The organism is Maribacter luteocoastalis (assembly GCF_048890225.1).
Lineage (GTDB): Bacteria > Bacteroidota > Bacteroidia > Flavobacteriales > Flavobacteriaceae > Maribacter > Maribacter luteocoastalis.
Map to the genome: position 1 here is coordinate 1 of NZ_JBMFZG010000013.1, position 16,939 is coordinate 16,939.

Genomic DNA, 16,939 nt, shown 5'->3' on the forward strand with positions numbered 1-16,939 from the left:
ATTTTTAGGATACTTTGATGAACATGTGTTTAGAAAAAAAGAACAATCAGTGAGGTTAGAAACTAACTTAGTGTAAACTCTAATCTATAACTTTTGTAAACAATGTATATTAACGAACATTATCAGAAACCGCTAACCAATGATAAAATTCTTTAGAAAAATTAGACAAAACTTACTTTCAGAAGGAAAATCTGGAAAGTATTTGAAATATGCAATCGGAGAAATTATACTTGTAGTTATTGGAATCTTAATTGCGCTTCAAATCAACAATTGGAATGAAAAGCATAAAGCTAATACCCAAGAACAAGAGTACTATTGTTTATTATTACAAAATATAGAGCAGGACAAAGAACAAATAGCAAAATTAAAAACTTTAGTCCAAAAGCGATTTGAGGCTAGTTTTGGACTTATAAGAGAAATACAGAAAGAAAAGCCCGAAACTGTGCTATTTGCAAAAAAATGGTTCCCAGCATTTCAGAAATCAAATAATACGTTTAAACCTAATGACGCAGTGTATTCAGATATAAAATCGAGTGGTAATTTAAAGCTTATTAAAGATAAGTCAATCACCAATGCGCTGAATTTATATTTTAAGAATGTCACTGGATTTTCAGAAGCTATTTTATCAAATGAACAAAGTTTAATTAATAAATTATACAGTTTGGAAACATATTTTGAAATTGGGTTTTACCAAGCATATTTCGAAGATAACGACAAAAACTTCCCCGAAGATATTGTATTTAAAGTCAAGACGGATTTGCCCAAGCATATATCAGACGATTACAAGCCAAAATTATATGATATGGCACTTTTTCTTGGAACAGTTAACCAAAGACGAAGTGAATTATTGCTGGAGATAGAAAATCAGGTGGAAAATATCAAAGAAATTTTAGAAAGGAAATGCAAAAAATAACGAAAGCACAACAACGTGTATAGCTCATTGCGGCTGAATTCCTAATCGGAATTCATTGCAATTTGCTATCCTCGTTTTACAGCGGAAAATCATAGCTGATTTCCCGAAACGAGCCATACACAAAACCGTTGTGTGCAATTTGGCTACGTTACCAAGATTTGGTATTTTTGAGTAAAATTATAGTCAAAATGGGAAAAAACACATCAATATCACTCGGAAATCATTTTGAGGATTTTATCAGAGAAGAAGTAAATTCAGGTAGATATGGTTCTGTAAGCGAAGTTATTCGTTCTGCATTACGTTTACTGGAACGCGAAGAAAAAAAAGAAAGAGAATTAATTAAAGCTCTCGAAGTCGGAGAAAATAGTGGTTTTATTGAAAATTTTGACCCAAAACAAAACCTGACTGAATTACATCGCAAGCACTTATGAGTAAAAACCAATACCGAATAAGTAAACAAGCGATTGATGATTTAAATGATATTTGGGTTTATACTTTTCACAAATGGTCTAAAGAACAAGCCGACAGATATTACGACTTAATAATCGGAGAGATTGAATTTATAGCGGATAACTATCTGATTGGAAAATCGGCTGAACAAACTCGAAAAAACTATCGAGTAACGAAAATCAAATCACATCTGATTTTTTATAGAAAGGTCGAAAATGAAATTGTTGAAATCGTTAGAATTTTACATCAGAGAATGGATATTAAAAAACGACTGAAATAAACAAACTTAGGACGGCTATAGTAACCTTACTCTGCTCTTTTGTTCTTTGATTATATCTAATTTAAATTAATAGAAAACAAACTTAGGCTGGCTATAAGTAATTGCTTGTTCTCGCCTACTTCTGAAAATCCTCGCGGATTTTCAGTTTGGTGTGTACTTGCAAAGTTAAGTGCTAACCCACGCAACTACTCATAGCCTAAACGTTGTGTCGAATTCAGCTGAAGCTGACCTATGTTGCTATACTTTGCCCTGCAAAGCCCCACACCAAAGGAAATTCGACACAATGCCCCGCTAAACCAAATTGCTTATCTCCCACCAACATACAGCTTTGGCGCTGCCGGTTCAAACCGTCCACTCCACACAACAATCGTTAAAAGCAATTTGGCAAGGTTCACCGGTCTTTTAAAACTACAGGAATAAATTCCCTATTTTTAAAATCCAGAACCTCACTAGGTTTAGCGGGGCGTTATGCTCAATTAAAAAATACGAAAATGATTAAAAAAATTATTTGCCTTTTTACTATTCTTTTAATTGGATTTAATTCATCGGCACAAGAGGAAAGTTTACCTGTTGAAAATCTAAAAAATCTTTATAAAAACAATAAAGAATTAAGGAATACCGTTGACTTAATGCTCGAAAATGTACACGATTTACCTAATGGGAACTCAAACCCTTGGAAGGACAAAAACGTTGATGATTTATATGATTTTTTAAACGACTGGTTCTATTTCCTGCCAAATACCCATAATGGACTGGATAGAATACTAAAATTTTCCTTTCTCTATTATAAAAATCCTGATGGAATGAAGTTCGTTCTAAGCGAACCAGGCCTTAGTTGGACTATTTCGTTCATCGAAGAACGTGGTAAATTTATGGATAGTCCAGAATCTGCAAAAATAATTGAGGAATGGTTGTCTGATAATTCTCTCGGAAATGAAGACTTTGTATTGCCAGAAAATGGATTTAAGTCCTTCAATGATTTTTTTACTCGAGACTTAAAACCTGGAACTCGACCCATAGATGATGCTACAGACAATTCTGTGCTAGTTTCGCCAGCTGATGGAATTATTAATATGATAGCCAATGAACTGGAATTAGACACTGAAATTCCAACAAAAGGTAGAATGACAATGAGCCTAAATTCTCTTCTTGATAATTCAAAATATGCCGAAAAATTTGTTGGAGGTTCGGCAATGGCCGTTTTTCTAATGCCAGACAATTATCATCACTATCATTCACCTACAACCGGAAAAATAGTGGAATCAAAAGAAGAAGTAGGAAGCAGACTTTTTGGAATGCCTGACTTGCTTGATATGATTAATAATGGCAATCCGGGTTATAATAAAGACTATAGTGTGTTTGAGAACTTTAGACACGGATATTTCATTATTGAAACAAAAAAATACGGATTCATTGCAATGGCTCCTATTGGATTACAAACAGTTGGTTCAGTAGTATTTAAGAATGAATTTAAAGAAATTAATAGTGAAAATCCAATACAGATATACAAAGGAGATAAGCTTGGTCATTTCGAATATGGTGGCTCAACTGTGTTATTGATTTTTGAGAAAGGTAAGTTGAATTCCATAACAGTTGAACAAGGACAAAGAATTGGAAAATTAAAATACTGAGCATAACAAAACCTAAACTGCATTAAAACGCAGTTTAGGTTTTGTGTCAAAAAACAAGCTTTTTCTTTGAAATTTAGGAAACAAATTGATTTATCAAGTTGTTATCCCGCGCAGCAAGGGCTTCATGCTTTTGCTGCTTTTTGTTTCAAATTTCGCATCATAAACTTCTTCGTTCTTCCACAAGGTGTACATCAATGTCAGTAGTTTTCGCTGAACAGCTATTAAAGCAACCAACGGCTTTGCTTTATTGGGTTTATCATCCTTGCTCGCGTTTGATTCGATCTCTGTAATCAGGATCTAGGTACTGTCCGGATTCCAAGAAAATAATAGAAGGGCGGGGTTTCTATGAAACGATATCACTATGTATGTGTATTTGGCCGAGAACTCGCTATCCCTTCTATTTAAGCTTATTGTTAATTATCCAAGCTAATGTTTTAAACATTAGCTTGGGAAGGGTATGAAAACTATGGAGCAATATCCTTCCCAAGTATCTAGCCGAACCTCGAAATCACTCTTCTTTACCAACTCTTTTATTATTCTAAATATCTTATCTTCAAACTTAGAACCAAACATAAGAGCTAAACCGTTGTGTGTCAGCTTAAAAATAAAAATATTATGAGAAGAAAACTAGTTATACTATCACTTTTGCTATCGGTAAGCCTAAGTTTAAATGCTCAGGAGTCGTTGAATGCGGAACAATCCGATCCGACTAAATTAGGTTGGATGAATGGTTTTCCACCACCCAAAGACAAAATAATTTCCGCATTAGATGGGAGCTTTTTTAGGTTTCCAGCCTTAAGATACAGCGTCTGTCATATGCGTCAATTTATGCCGACAACTGTTGTTGAAGCTGCTAAGACCAAACAGTACAAATTCAAAGAAAAATATGATAACGTTATTGACTCGCTTTCATTTTTTCCTCTGAATAGTTCTGAATCGATGACATGGAAAGAATCACTTTCTAAGAACTATACAGATGGCATTTTAATATTGCATAAGGGTAAAATTGTATATGAAAAATATTTTGGAGAATTGAAACCAGATGGTTTACATGCAGCGATGTCTGTTAGCAAAACACTCACGGGAACTTTAGGAGCTTTACTAGTAGAAGAAGGTAAGTTGGACGAAAATAAAGCGGGAGCAAGTTATGTTCCAGAATTAAAGGGTTCAGCCTTTGGTGATGCTACAATTAGACAAATACTTGATATGACTACAGGATTGAATTACAGCGAAGACTACTCGGATCCTAAGGCTGAAATATGGGTATTTTCAAGTGCGGGCAATCCCTTTTCAAAACCCGTTTCTCAAAATGCTCCATCAAACTATTATGAGTACCTGGAGACTGTTCAGAAACAAGGTGAGCATGGAAATGTTTTTGCTTATAAAACAATCAACACAGATTTATTGGGTTGGATTATATCAAGAGTTACAGGGAAAACTATTCCTGAATTACTGTCGGAACGTATTTGGAAACCTTTAGGTACACATATCGATGGTTATTACCAAATTGATGGAGCCGGGATAGCCTTTGCCGGTGGTGGATTTAGTGCAAACATGCGAGATATGGCAATGTTTGGAGAAATGATACGCAAAATGGGAAAGTTTAATAAAAAACAAATCTTACCCGTCGAACTCATAGAAGATATAATGAATGGAGGAAGTCAAGAAGCATTTAATAAGTCGGTTTATGCTAATACACTAAAGAATTGGAGTTACAGGAATATGTGGTGGAAAACCAATAACAAACATGCGGCATTTGCAGCACGTGGAGTTCATGGGCAAACCATTTACATCGACCCGAAAGCTGAGATGGTGATAGTTAGATTTGCTTCTCATCCTGAAGCCAAAAATTCTAAAATTGACCCTACTTCTTTACCTGCTTATCATGCTGTCGCTGAATATCTTACGAAAAAATAAAGCCGAACGCACAACAGTGTGTAAAAGAAATAGCGGGTTCAGTGCAAAATCAATGCTCAGTTTTTTTAATAAAAGTCTATGCTAAACTGAAAGTTAAGTGCTTTTAAAACTAGAGGAATAAATTCCCTATTTTTAAAATCCAGAACCTCACTACATTTAGCGGGGCGTTGGCAACAAGCTAAAAAAATGACATTTTAACAGAAATAATCAGACAAAAGCATATGAAGGAAATCGAAGATTTTTTTGAAGACTATAAAAATGCAGTTTGGCAAAAAGATGCAACCATGTTATTAAAACTATATGCTAATGAGGTTATGTCATTTGACATGTGGGACATAGGGTATTATAAAACCCTTAATGAATGGACCCCCGAAATTGAAAATTGGCTATCATCCTTGGGAGAAGAAAAAGTGAAGGTTGACTTTGAAATGATTAAAGTGTTCAAATCAGATACAAATGGATTTGCAAGTGGCTTAGTAGAATTTCAAGCTATAAATACTCAAGGGGCAGTAATAAGGAAAATGAAAAATAGAATTACTGTCGGATTTTCAAGATTCAAAAATGACTGGAAAGTGGTTCATCAACATGTTTCGGCACCTGTAACCTCTGAAAATCTCACTGCCATTTTGGATTTATAAATGATTTTTAAAAATAATTATGAAATGGGATAAAACGAAATTCGAGAAAGTAAACAATGGTATAATTGAAAAGCCTGTTACCAACAGTGTATAAAAAAATAGGGTTAATAGGTATTAAACAAAGGCTTGGGCGTATTTATAAAGTTGCCAAATCTTTTAATTTGGGTTTCAGAAAAATAAAAACAAAATACAAAAGCTTTGGCTTGTAGCTAAACCAAATAGTCATCGCTTAGCAACGGCCCTACTTTTCTTATACTAGATGGTGGTCATTAAAAACTAGAGATGAAGTCAAAGAAGAATAAAGATATAGATCGCAGGGAGTTTATTGAAATAAGCGCCAAAACTGCCATAGGGATTGGGCTGACTCCTTTGCCCCTATTGACTAACAGTTGCCTCGCTTCTACAACTACCAAAATAGTACACGGTGCGTGCTATCACGATTGTCCGGACAGATGTAGTTGGAAAGTGACAACAATTGAGAATAAGGTTACTGATTTTCAGGCAAGTCAGAATCCCTACACCGCTGGAAAATTATGTAATAAGATGGTCAACTTCCCTAATGATGTGACATTCAATTCCGATAGAATATTGACACCCCTAAAAAGAACCGGAGATAAGGGGAAAGGTGAGTTTACTCAAATCAGCTGGAAACAAGCCATAAACGAAGTTTCAGCAAAACTCAAGACAATCATTAATGAAAAAGGTGGTGAGTCCATTCTCCCGTATAGTTTTGGTGGCAATCAAGGTATAGTCCAGAGCAATGCTCACAATCGATTTTTTGCACATATTGGAGCTAGCCAACTGGAAAGAACAATTTGTGGCGATGCAGCAGTAGCCGGAGTATTGGCAACAAACGGGCAAACAACGGGTGTATTACCTGAAGATTGCGTGCATAGCAGATTTATAATTTTATGGGGAACAAATCCAGTACTTTCCAACCAACATCTCTGGCCATTTATTCAAAAGGCTAAAGGGAATGGGGCCACAATTGTTGTGGTCGATCCTTTCAAATCTGCCACTGCTGAAAAAGCTGACTGGCATATTCAACCTTATCCGGGTACTGATACGGCTCTTGCTTTGGGGCTGATACATGTAATACTAAAAGAAAATCTGCATGATCAGGAATATATTGATCTTTATACGGTTGGGGTCGAAGAATTAAAAGATCATGTACGAAAATATGACCCAGTTTCAGTTTCTCAAATTACGGGTCTGGAAAAGGAAACTATCATTTTATTAGCTAAAACATATGCCCAAAGCTCACCTTCCCTGATTCGAGTACTTATTGGTATGGAACATCAGGTAAATGGAGCAAGTGCCTTTAGAGTTGTAGCCATGTTGCCAGCATTAACAGGTGCCTGGAGACATTTTGGTGGTGGATTGATGCATATGACCTATGAGTTGTTCGGAGCATCACTGAATTGGGAAAGCATAACCTTACCGAAGGAGTTGGCAAACAAGAAAACTCGGTCTATCAATATGATAGAGTTGGGGAAAGCTTTGACTAGCAAAGATCTAAATCCTCGTATAGATGCATTATTTGTATTTAATTCGAACCCGGCAGTTACCACTCCCAATCAAAATCTGGTTCTTAAGGGGTTGGAAAGGGATGACTTATTGACCATTGTATCAGAGCACTTCATTACTGATACAGCACGATACGCTGACTATATTTTTCCGGCAACCAGCGTTCTTGAAAATTGGGACATTCTAGATTCATGGGGCACGGCATATATCAACATCAACGAGCCAGCCATTGAACCATTAGGGGATTCAAAACCCAACTCTGAACTTTTCAGATTACTCTCTCGGGAGATGGGATTCCCCGAATCTTACTTGTACCAATCAGATATTGATATTGTTAAGAAAACATTGCAAAGTGATCACGAATATTTGAAGGGTATCACTTTTGAATCCCTCAGAGAAACAGGAGGTCAAAGATTAAACCTGCCTAATCAATGGATGCCCCATGCTCAGGGTAATTTCAAGACCAAAACAGGAAAATGTCATTTTTACGATGAGGATATTGTACCTAGTCTTCCAACATATATCCCCAAAGAGTATAATAAAACAGACAAGGAGAAATATCCATTACACTTATTGACAATTAAGACGCCTAAATATTTACTGAATAGTAGTCATGGGAATATTGACCATATTCTAAAAAAGGAAGGAAAGATCTTTTTGGAGGTGAACCCTAAGGATGCAGCGTCTAGGAACATAGCCGATGGTGATGAATTAAAAGTATATAATCAGAGAGGTAGTGTTTTGATCACTGCACGGATTGGTGAAAAAGTACAACAGGGAATTGTGTGTATGCCACAAGGCTTCTGGCCTTCGTTGATAAATGGTGGATCTTCAGCCAATGCACTCACTGATCATCTCTTAACAGATATGGGGCGTGGCGGTGCAATTCAAGAAGCTAAAGTGGAAATAGTAAAGGTCTGAAAAACGACCACCAACAATGTATAAAAATAATAGCCAATTCAGCAGTAAATCAAAGTATTGTAGTCCGCTTCAATTTTCATGTAATTTGATAGTTATTAAACCTGTAATCGGCTACTATGCTTATACTAACCGTTGTTGGTCATTGGAGAAGAACCGTTTACATCAATAAATAGCCTCACCTAATTATCAAAAATATTTTTCAAATCTATTGCGCAATCAAATAATTGCACATATTTTTGCAACTACCTAATTGCATATCATAAGGCAATGGAAACTAGACGAGATATTTTTCAAGCAATAGCCGACCCTACCAGACGAGCCATAATTTTGCTTTTGACGATGGGTGCTATGACGCCCAATGCCATAGCAGAACACTTTAATTCAAGCAGGCAGGCAGTTTCTAAACATTTACAGATTTTGACGGAATGTGATATAGTAAAACGGGAGCAACAAGGACGTGAAATTCACTATCACTTAGATGCTGATAAAATGAAAGACATAGAGAAATGGTTGGAGCAATTCAAACAACTAATGGCAAAACGTTTCGACCAACTTGATACTGTTTTAGAACAATTAAAATCTAAAAGAAAATGAATACCAATTTAAAATTTGACTTTAAAGTCAACAAAGAAAACAATACCGTAAACATAATACGTGAGTTTGCCGCAAACCTTGAATTGGTTTGGGAGGCTTGGACAAATCCGGAAATATTGGACCAATGGTGGGCACCAAAACCCTATCGTACAGAAACGAAATCAATGGATTTTAGAGAAGGTGGCATGTGGCTATACGCTATGATTAGCCCAGAAAATGAAAAACATTGGTGTAAAAATGATTATCAAAAAATAGAACACCAAAAGTATTTCTCAGGCTTGGATGCGTTTTGCAATGAGCATGGTGATGTAAATATAGATATGCCAAGAACTATATGGACAAATAATTTCACCGAAAATGGAGAAACAACAACTGTACATATTGTTGCCCGATATGATAACCTATCTGACCTTGAAAAGATTATTGAATTAGGCTTTAAAGAAGGTTTTACAATGGCACTTGAAAATCTCGACCAATACATTGAAGCCAAATTCAAACTTCGTAAGCAAAACAAAACCGAGAATACAGCAAGAGTTTGCACCTATCTAAATTTCCCTGGAAACACGGAAGAAGCATTTCTATTTTACAAATCGGTTTTCAAAACAGAATTTATAGGTAAAGGTATTGAACGTTTTGAAGATGTGCCTTCAAGTACGGAAAATTGGCCTCCCGTTGCCGATGAAGTAAAGAAAATGGTTTTGCACGTAGAACTTCCAATAGTTGGCAGACATATATTAATGGGCACAGATGCACCAAAAGAAATGGGCTTTACACTAACAAGTGGAAACAATATGCATATTTGCCTTGAACCCGAAACAAGAAAAGAAGCCGACCGACTATTTAGCGAACTTTCGGTAGGTGGCAATATTACAATGCCAATGGCCGATATGTTTTTCGGTGCTTACTTCGGAGAATTTACCGATAAGTTTGGTATTAACTGGATAATTAACTTTCAAAATAGAAACTAATGAAAAATAAAATCATTTTTATTTTAAGCTTACTTTTTGGTTTAATGTTTATAAATGCTGGTTTAAATAAATTCTTCAATTATTTGCCGCCGCCAGATGACCTTCCCGAAAGTATGCTAAAAGTGACGGAAGCATTTAATACCATTAGTTGGTTAATGCCATTGGTAGGACTATTCGAAATAATTGGCGGTATACTATTTATAATCCCCAAAACCAGAGCATTGGGAGCTATCGTTATCTTTCCAATAATGGTAGGTATACTACTCACAAATACTATAAATATGCCAGCAGGCCTTCCTCTTGCAGCGATACTTTTTGTAATCAATCTGTGGGTAATAGTTGAAAATAGAACAAAATATTTACCGCTAATAGCTGCTAAATCTTGAGATTAAAAAATTAACTCCTGAATAAAAAATATACGGCTGTAAAGCAAAGGTGACCATTGTGTCGAATTCAGCTGAAGCTGACCTATGTTGCTATACTTTGCCCTGCTAAGCCCCGTATCAAAGGAAATTAGACACAACGCCCCTACCAACATTCAGCTCTGGCGCTGCCGGTTCAAACCGTCCACTCCACACAACAATCGCTAAAAGCAATTTGGCAAGGTTCACTGGTCTTTTAAAACTACAGGAATAAATTCCCTATTTTTAAAATCCAGAACCTCACTACGTTTAGCGGGGCGTTGTAGCCAATTAAACTTTGCCTTCAAGTAAATGAAACATTAAGTTTTTCTCATCGTCCTTTAAGGAAAACAAAACAATGAAATTAAAACTATCCTATTTAACAATATATATTTTGACGATTTCGGGAATCGTGAGCTGTCAAAATCAAGACAATTTGAATACTTACATAAGTAATCAATGCGACTCTTTACTCACAAATGGAGAAATAAAATCGCTTTCCATCGGAGTTGTTAAGAATGGTAAAATCTACAAATTCCACAAAGGTAAATTAACAAACGGAGAAAGTCCGAACGACCAAACTCTTTATGAAATAGCGTCCCTAACGAAAACCTTCACAGGTACTCTATTGGCAAAAGCGATTTTGGACAAAAAAGTTGGACTTGATGATGATGTGAGAAATTATTTACCAGAGCGTTATCCAAATTTAGAATTTAACGGCCAACCAATAACATTTAGAAATTTGGTGACACACACAAGTGGATTACCAAATATGTTTCCTAACCGACCCGAAATATTTGAAAACCCAAATTGGGACAATCTACCTTTTGAAATCAACAAATTACAGGTTGGATTTACCAAAAAACAATTCTTGACAGAGTTGCATAAAGTAAAATTGGATACCGTTTCGGGACATAAATTTAGCTATTCTAACGCTGGTGCCAATCTACTTGGATATTCCCTTGAAAGAATATATAAAAAGCCCTACGAGGAATTAATCAAAAATTATATTCTCGAACCGTTGGAAATGAACAGAACCTATTTCGGAATTTCCAAAAAATACGACCAATTTTTAGCTAGAGGGCTAAATGCCAACGGAATCGAAATGCCACCTAGGGCGGTAAAGGAATTGCAAGCAGAGGGTGGAATAGTCTCAACACTTGATGATATGATAAAATATATGCAATTCGAATTGGACGTGGACAATCCAGTTGTTCAAACCTCACATCAGGAATTGCTCAACGGTAAATACGGCGATTTTGAAAACGGACTGTTCTGGCAAATATTCAAAAATGTAGATAAACCAAAAAGGATTTTTCAGAATGGAGGTGCATTTGGCACATCCTGTTGGTTGACAATTGTACCAGAGACTAAAACAGGTGTTTTTATCATCACTACAGTTTCAGGACCACAGGTTCATCAAAAATTGAGTGCGTTGGCGGACAAAATAATTGAGCGGGTAGAATAAAAACTAGCTACAGGACAACCTACAAACAATTTGGGCTACTGGCATAATCGTAAGGTTTGTGTATTTTTAAGAAGTACGCAAAATCTTTTGGGTTTTACTTTAAACGCAGAAAAGAAAAAACAAAATACAAAATACAAAAGCTATGGCTAAGTACTTAAACAGAAAGGTCTTTGCTTGTCCCATGCCCTACTTGCGATAGCCGTGACCGTTGTAATTTATTGAAACAAATAATGCTTTTAAGTTGAATGCTAATCCAAACAAAATATCACTTATGAAAAATTCAACATTATTACTTTTAATTATTTTCTTAACAACTAATTGCTCTGAAAAGAAAAAGGCGGAAGAAAACGAGCAAGATATTATGAATAATATTTTAACTACGTACAATGAGATGTATACATCCTATGGAGAAGGTACCGATGATTTTTTTAAATATTATGAAAATAATTTTATAAGAGTGACTAGTTCAGGAGATATTCAAAAAGGTATAGAAAAACCAAAGATTGAATGGGCTGATTATTTAAAAATATATTCAGTCTATCTCAAAAGTTTTAGTACGCCAGAAATAATAATTAGCAAAAAACAAGCCATTACCATTGGTGATTACGAAGAATATTTTATAAACCGAGAGACAAAAGATAGTATTTATAATCGAGGAGTATACGTTGCCTCATGGAGAGAACAAGAGGACGGTTCTTGGAAAATAAGCATGGATACTTGGCATGCTGGATTAGATAAAGAATAAAACGCATTACAACACCATGTATAATTAATAGCGGCTGAATTACCTCGTGGAAATTCAATCTTATTAATTATATTTAGTTTAAGGCGGAAAAAATCCTGCTGATTTTCCAGCTACGCTTTATGTATGTAAACGTTGGCAAATATGTAAAACATGATCCAATGAAAATGAAAAATCTATTTCTATTTACAATAATGATATTAACCTTCCCAAGTTGTGACCCTGCATCAAACATGGAAGCAAATATTGAAAATTTAACATCTCAAACCCTTACCATCGAATTTATCTCGTCCACTGAAAGTTTAAGCAAAACCTTGCAAATACCTCCTAATGGAATTGAACTTTTTCAGGAAGGTTTTGATATTGGTAGCAACTTTCTTAAACCTTCACTTTTAGACTATGACTCCGTGGTTATAAAAAATCAAACCAAACAGATTCTTAAAGTGTTCAAAGAAATTGAGAATGGGAAAAATATTTATAACGTAGATGAATATTGGATAGCAAGCGAACCATCAAAAAGATTTTTTATATACGAATATGAAATAGGGAACGAGGACATTGAATAAACACTTATGCCAACAATGGTAACCGTTGTAAAAAAGCTACGTAAAGGTCTTGAAGGACACTTTTTACGGATTCGGCCGAAGTGAGCTGCCCCGCTCCACTTTTTTGTTGCAAGTCCAGGGCGACCAGCTGGCGGTCGCCGATCAGGTTCTCCAGATAGCCCACCAAACACAGCTTGAAGAACACAACGGGGTCGATGCTCTTTTGGCCGCTTTCATCATAATAGCCCTTGGTAAGCGAATAGAGATAGTCAAGGTCCAATGCACCTTTCATCCTCCTGTAAAAATTGTCCTGCGGCATACGCTCGCTCAAATGGAAACTAGCGAACAGCTTTTCCTGATAATCCTTCTTTCCCTGCATACCTAAAGTTACAATCCATTACCGCATCGGCAAGATCGATATGCCACTTTTTTTCCTAACTTGTGCAACAGGCACTATGTATAAGCGTAATGTAGCCTAAAGTGCTAAATTTAAAGTAAATGAATATTAACAAACATATCGGTAAACTGAAAGTGAAGAGCCTTATAAACCCTCGCTACGCTTATACTGGACCGTTGTGCTTCATTACCACTACCCAATAACCAATGATAAAATTATTTCGGAAAATACGTTACAACCTTATGAGTGAAAACAAAACCGGAAAGTATTTTAAGTATGCCATTGGTGAAATTGTACTCGTAGTTATAGGGATTTTAATTGCTTTGAGTATTAATAATTGGAATGAAGAAAGAAAAGAGTTTTCTAATGAAACAAAGGTTTTAAAAACACTTAATGCTGAATTTTATCAAAACAGCATCACATTAGATTCTATACTAAAACAACTATACCAAATTGAAGAGTCATTGAGTTTTGTGTTTCAAAACATAAAACCAAACCCAAATCTTGACTTTTCACCAATACAACTAGACAGTATTTTAAGTAATTCATTTTCTGATCCATATTGGACAAGAAGTGAATATACCTTGAGAAATTTAGAAAGTTCTGGGAAAATAAGTACCCTTACGAGTGAAGAATTAAAGAGCATACTTTATGAATGGTCTTTAGTTGCCACAGATATTACAGATAAAGATTCAGACGCTACAAAAGGTTTTAATAATTTATTAAATTATTATAGAGAAAATGGTTCTTTAAGAAATCTAGATGAAGGTGGTTGGGTAATTTCAGAAGGACGTTCGTCGTTAGAATATGATCATTTTAAATTTTTCACTGACATAGACTTTGAAAATATTATAGACGACTGCTTGGTGTATACAAGACAAAGAATACGAAGATATAAAAAAGCTAAGATTGTTATTGATCAAGTAATAGCACTCACACAGACCGAAGAATGAAAATATTTTTTAGGAATTAACGAAAGCACAACAATGCCTATACACAATGCCCTTCGCGACACTGCGCATTGCCTAACCGTTATGTCTCATTGAAAACCAACCAATATGAAAAGGATATGTATAGTTTTTATAGTACTGCTTATTTGTTTCCAATCCTACGGACAAAATCCTAGATCGAGAGATTTAGGAATTCCTTTTGTAGGTATAACTGGTAAGTTTAATGCTATTACAGATGTAAAAGGCGTTGAAGTTGGTTATAGTACAATTATTGAAGGAAATGGAAAGAACATTATCGGAGAAGGCCCCATTAGAACAGGAGTCACAGCGATATTTCCAAGAGGAAAAGCTAAAAAATTCAGTCCTGTATATGCCAATTGGTATAGCCTGAACGGAAATGGAGAAATGACTGGTACCACATGGGTTACGGAGTCTGGTTTTCTAGAAACTCCAATTATGATTACCAATACAAATAGTGTTGGTGCTGTAAGACAAGCTGTATTAAAATATTATGTAGATACAGATTGGTATAATGGGGAAGAATGGTGGTACACCTACCCAGTTGTTGCAGAAACTTATGATGGATTTTTAAATGACATTTATGGCTTTCACGTCAAGGAAAAACATGTTCTAGAAGCAATAGAAAATTCATCAAGCGGAAAGATTGCAGAAGGAAATGTGGGTGGTGGAACAGGAATGATGTGTTTAGGCTTTAAAGGTGGAACTGGAACCTCTTCAAGAGTTATACATATTAATGATTCTACTTACACCGTTGGAGTTCTTGTCCAGTCCAATTTTGGCGCAAAAAAGAATCTAACAATTGCTGGCGTGCCTGTTGGCATGGAGCTCTTGAATGTAAAAGGTGAAATCTTAAAAGGTGCTCCACTATCTAACAGAAAAGAAGGTGATGGTTCTATTATTGTAATAGTAGCCACAGACGCTCCTTTATTACCACATCAATTAAAGCGCATAGCGCAACGAATTCCTTTGGGAATAGGAAATGTAGGTGGGCGTGGAACCAATGGTTCTGGCGATATTTTTATGGCCTTTTCTACGGCAAATGAAAATGCGTTTAATCGTGAAGAAAATAGATCTATAGTTAGTCTTGCTAATGATATGATTAACCCGTTGTTTGAAGCCACAGTGCAAGGAGTTGAAGAAGCAATAATAAATGCAATGGTAGCTGCCGAAACAATGGTAGGCATTAATGGGAATACCAGTTATCGCTTACCTCATGATGCTACTATTGAAGTCCTTAAAAAATACAATAGGTTTCAACCTAAAGTAATTATAGATAATACTTTACTTGAAAAATATCTTGGTAAGTATGAACTTGAACCTGAATTCTATTTAACCATTTTTAAAGAAGGTGAAACTATATTTGCTCAAATAACTAACCAAATAAAAGTAGGATTGACAGCTGTTAATGAGAATACATACGATGTCTTTGATTATGGAATAAGGATTGTATTTAATATGGATGAGAATCAAAATATTTCTGAACTTACAATTTTATCAAATGGGGAGATAAAAGCCAAAAAAATTGAATAAAAAGACATAACACCGTAAATTTATTGCTAGTCCTAGAGTATACTTACGAAAATTGCTAACGCCAGTTCGCTTCGCTAGTGTCTCACAGATTTTCTATGCGGTTAGTATTTATTAAATTAGGTGCTTAAAACACGCAACAAACCTTATACCATCACTTTGTGCACAAGTTTGACCAACCAATAAACAATGATAAAATTCTTTAGAAAAATTAGACAAAAACTGCTATCTGAAAATAAGTTCAGCAAGTATCTAGTTTATGCAATCGGAGAAATTGTCCTTGTTGTTATTGGTATTTTGATTGCCTTACAAATTAATGATTGGAATGAACACAGGAAAGATAAAGCCACTGAGCACACACTGTTAATTGCCATGCATGATGATTTGTTAATCAATATCGACCGTTTAAATAACGACATCCAAATAGAGCAAAATACAATAAACCAAGCAAACAAAGTCATCCAGCATTTAGACGAAAGAAAGCGGTATAACCCCAACCTAGATAAGCTTTTCGCAGAAGCCATATTCTCACCGGATATTACTATTTCGGCATCAAGCTACGAATCAATAAAGTTTAAAGGAATTGATATTGTACATAATGAGTCTTAGCAGAGAAAGATCATAGATTTATTTGATGTCATATATGCCAATTTAATCGCAGAGACTGTACGTTTAGAAAATCAATTTTGGCCTTCTTCCGTTTTACCAATGGTCCATAAACATTTTAGGGAGACAGAAGCGGGTAACTTAAAACCAACCAATTATGAGAAATTGTTGGATGATACCACCTATAAAAATATGGTCGCACATCGGGCTGGTTTTAGGGCACAAGCACTAGTTCTGAAAAGAAAAGCATTAAACAATACGAAACAATTAGTTGAATTGATAGAACTAGAATTGCAGAAATAAAAAAGCACAACAACGCATAACTCCAAGCCTGGCTGATGTACTTGCCGGGGGCAAGCGGTGAAGAGTGTACCATGAGCGGTGAACCGAAAAATAATAACTAACTTATAAAAATATCCCTTTAAACCCAGGCCGATGTATTA

Annotated in this window: 17 protein-coding genes and 1 pseudogene; 17 read left to right on the forward strand and 1 reads right to left on the reverse strand. The window is 35.5% G+C overall.

Going from position 1 to position 16,939, the window contains the following annotated elements; translation table 11 throughout:
• Positions 1–139 precede the first annotated feature (139 nt).
• From ACOCEA_RS17360 to ACOCEA_RS17420, 13 genes are all read left to right on the forward strand, one after another.
• Positions 140–913 carry a DUF6090 family protein gene (locus ACOCEA_RS17360; protein ID WP_420757545.1) on the forward strand — a complete coding sequence of 258 codons (774 nt, stop codon included), beginning with the start codon at positions 140–142 and terminating at the stop codon, positions 911–913.
• Between the two features lie 188 nt (positions 914–1,101).
• A complete protein-coding gene (locus tag ACOCEA_RS17365; RefSeq protein ID WP_047414192.1) occupies positions 1,102–1,344 on the forward strand; it encodes a type II toxin-antitoxin system ParD family antitoxin in 243 nt (80 codons plus the stop codon).
• Positions 1,341–1,643 carry a type II toxin-antitoxin system RelE/ParE family toxin gene (locus ACOCEA_RS17370; RefSeq protein ID WP_068452287.1) on the forward strand — a complete coding sequence of 101 codons (303 nt, stop codon included), beginning with the start codon at positions 1,341–1,343 and terminating at the stop codon, positions 1,641–1,643. The genes ACOCEA_RS17365 and ACOCEA_RS17370 overlap by 4 nt, the downstream gene beginning before the upstream one ends.
• Positions 1,644–2,134: 491 nt before the next feature.
• Positions 2,135–3,274, forward strand: a complete 1,140-nt coding sequence (locus ACOCEA_RS17375; RefSeq protein ID WP_420757546.1) for a phosphatidylserine decarboxylase — start codon at positions 2,135–2,137, stop codon at positions 3,272–3,274.
• Positions 3,275–3,889: 615 nt separating this feature from the next.
• Positions 3,890–5,191: a serine hydrolase domain-containing protein gene (locus ACOCEA_RS17380; protein WP_420757547.1), complete on the forward strand. Its 1,302-nt coding sequence runs from the start codon at positions 3,890–3,892 to the stop codon at positions 5,189–5,191.
• 221 nt (positions 5,192–5,412) lie between these two features.
• Positions 5,413–5,829, forward strand: a complete 417-nt coding sequence (locus tag ACOCEA_RS17385; protein ID WP_420757548.1) for a YybH family protein — start codon at positions 5,413–5,415, stop codon at positions 5,827–5,829.
• A 282-nt stretch (positions 5,830–6,111) separates the two neighbouring features.
• Positions 6,112–8,277 (forward strand): molybdopterin-containing oxidoreductase family protein, encoded by a 2,166-nt coding sequence (locus ACOCEA_RS17390; RefSeq protein WP_420757549.1) that lies wholly within the window; start codon positions 6,112–6,114, stop codon positions 8,275–8,277.
• Between the two features lie 267 nt (positions 8,278–8,544).
• Positions 8,545–8,871, forward strand: a complete 327-nt coding sequence (locus ACOCEA_RS17395) for an ArsR/SmtB family transcription factor (protein ID WP_420757550.1) — start codon at positions 8,545–8,547, stop codon at positions 8,869–8,871.
• On the forward strand, positions 8,868–9,839 hold the full coding sequence (locus ACOCEA_RS17400; protein WP_420757551.1) for an SRPBCC domain-containing protein: 972 nt from the start codon (positions 8,868–8,870) through the stop codon (positions 9,837–9,839). The genes ACOCEA_RS17395 and ACOCEA_RS17400 overlap by 4 nt, the downstream gene beginning before the upstream one ends.
• On the forward strand, positions 9,839–10,225 hold the full coding sequence (locus ACOCEA_RS17405) for a DoxX family membrane protein (protein ID WP_420757552.1): 387 nt from the start codon (positions 9,839–9,841) through the stop codon (positions 10,223–10,225). The genes ACOCEA_RS17400 and ACOCEA_RS17405 overlap by 1 nt, the downstream gene beginning before the upstream one ends.
• A 451-nt stretch (positions 10,226–10,676) precedes the next feature.
• Positions 10,677–11,708 carry a serine hydrolase domain-containing protein gene (locus ACOCEA_RS17410; protein ID WP_420757553.1) on the forward strand — a complete coding sequence of 344 codons (1,032 nt, stop codon included), beginning with the start codon at positions 10,677–10,679 and terminating at the stop codon, positions 11,706–11,708.
• A gap of 271 nt (positions 11,709–11,979) precedes the next feature.
• A complete protein-coding gene (locus ACOCEA_RS17415; RefSeq protein WP_420757554.1) occupies positions 11,980–12,453 on the forward strand; it encodes a hypothetical protein in 474 nt (157 codons plus the stop codon).
• 164 nt (positions 12,454–12,617) lie between these two features.
• Entirely contained in the window at positions 12,618–13,016 is a 399-nt protein-coding gene (locus ACOCEA_RS17420; RefSeq protein ID WP_420757555.1) for a hypothetical protein, read from the forward strand.
• A gap of 121 nt (positions 13,017–13,137) precedes the next feature.
• Here ACOCEA_RS17420 and ACOCEA_RS17425 read toward each other — a convergent pair.
• Positions 13,138–13,374: pseudogene (locus ACOCEA_RS17425) on the reverse strand (transposase); the annotation flags it as partial.
• 260 nt (positions 13,375–13,634) lie between these two features.
• Between ACOCEA_RS17425 and ACOCEA_RS17430 the strand changes: the two are divergent.
• The 4 genes from ACOCEA_RS17430 (at position 13,635) to ACOCEA_RS17445 (ending at position 16,799) form a co-directional block, all read left to right on the forward strand.
• Positions 13,635–14,345: a DUF6090 family protein gene (locus tag ACOCEA_RS17430; protein ID WP_420757556.1), complete on the forward strand. Its 711-nt coding sequence runs from the start codon at positions 13,635–13,637 to the stop codon at positions 14,343–14,345.
• Positions 14,346–14,450: 105 nt separating this feature from the next.
• Positions 14,451–15,893: a P1 family peptidase gene (locus tag ACOCEA_RS17435; protein WP_420757557.1), complete on the forward strand. Its 1,443-nt coding sequence runs from the start codon at positions 14,451–14,453 to the stop codon at positions 15,891–15,893.
• A gap of 186 nt (positions 15,894–16,079) precedes the next feature.
• The gene (locus ACOCEA_RS17440; protein WP_420757558.1) at positions 16,080–16,499 is read left to right on the forward strand and encodes a DUF6090 family protein; all 420 of its coding nucleotides are present in this window, start codon (positions 16,080–16,082) and stop codon (positions 16,497–16,499) included.
• A gap of 99 nt (positions 16,500–16,598) precedes the next feature.
• Positions 16,599–16,799 (forward strand): hypothetical protein, encoded by a 201-nt coding sequence (locus ACOCEA_RS17445; RefSeq protein WP_420757559.1) that lies wholly within the window; start codon positions 16,599–16,601, stop codon positions 16,797–16,799.
• Positions 16,800–16,939: the final 140 nt, after the last annotated feature.

Excerpts from the sequence above, each read along its gene's own strand:
- ACOCEA_RS17360 (WP_420757545.1), top strand. The coding sequence starts at position 140 with ATGATAAAATTCTTTAGAAAAATTAGACAAAACTTACTTTCAGAAGGA.
- ACOCEA_RS17365 (WP_047414192.1), top strand. The coding sequence starts at position 1,102 with ATGGGAAAAAACACATCAATATCACTCGGAAATCATTTTGAGGATTTT.
- ACOCEA_RS17370 (WP_068452287.1), top strand. The coding sequence starts at position 1,341 with ATGAGTAAAAACCAATACCGAATAAGTAAACAAGCGATTGATGATTTA.
- ACOCEA_RS17375 (WP_420757546.1), top strand. The coding sequence starts at position 2,135 with ATGATTAAAAAAATTATTTGCCTTTTTACTATTCTTTTAATTGGATTT.
- ACOCEA_RS17380 (WP_420757547.1), top strand. The coding sequence starts at position 3,890 with ATGAGAAGAAAACTAGTTATACTATCACTTTTGCTATCGGTAAGCCTA.
- ACOCEA_RS17385 (WP_420757548.1), top strand. The coding sequence starts at position 5,413 with ATGAAGGAAATCGAAGATTTTTTTGAAGACTATAAAAATGCAGTTTGG.
- ACOCEA_RS17390 (WP_420757549.1), top strand. The coding sequence starts at position 6,112 with ATGAAGTCAAAGAAGAATAAAGATATAGATCGCAGGGAGTTTATTGAA.
- ACOCEA_RS17395 (WP_420757550.1), top strand. The coding sequence starts at position 8,545 with ATGGAAACTAGACGAGATATTTTTCAAGCAATAGCCGACCCTACCAGA.
- ACOCEA_RS17400 (WP_420757551.1), top strand. The coding sequence starts at position 8,868 with ATGAATACCAATTTAAAATTTGACTTTAAAGTCAACAAAGAAAACAAT.
- ACOCEA_RS17405 (WP_420757552.1), top strand. The coding sequence starts at position 9,839 with ATGAAAAATAAAATCATTTTTATTTTAAGCTTACTTTTTGGTTTAATG.
- ACOCEA_RS17415 (WP_420757554.1), top strand. The coding sequence starts at position 11,980 with ATGAAAAATTCAACATTATTACTTTTAATTATTTTCTTAACAACTAAT.
- ACOCEA_RS17420 (WP_420757555.1), top strand. The coding sequence starts at position 12,618 with ATGAAAAATCTATTTCTATTTACAATAATGATATTAACCTTCCCAAGT.
- ACOCEA_RS17430 (WP_420757556.1), top strand. The coding sequence starts at position 13,635 with ATGAGTGAAAACAAAACCGGAAAGTATTTTAAGTATGCCATTGGTGAA.
- ACOCEA_RS17435 (WP_420757557.1), top strand. The coding sequence starts at position 14,451 with ATGAAAAGGATATGTATAGTTTTTATAGTACTGCTTATTTGTTTCCAA.
- ACOCEA_RS17440 (WP_420757558.1), top strand. The coding sequence starts at position 16,080 with ATGATAAAATTCTTTAGAAAAATTAGACAAAAACTGCTATCTGAAAAT.
- ACOCEA_RS17445 (WP_420757559.1), top strand. The coding sequence starts at position 16,599 with ATGGTCCATAAACATTTTAGGGAGACAGAAGCGGGTAACTTAAAACCA.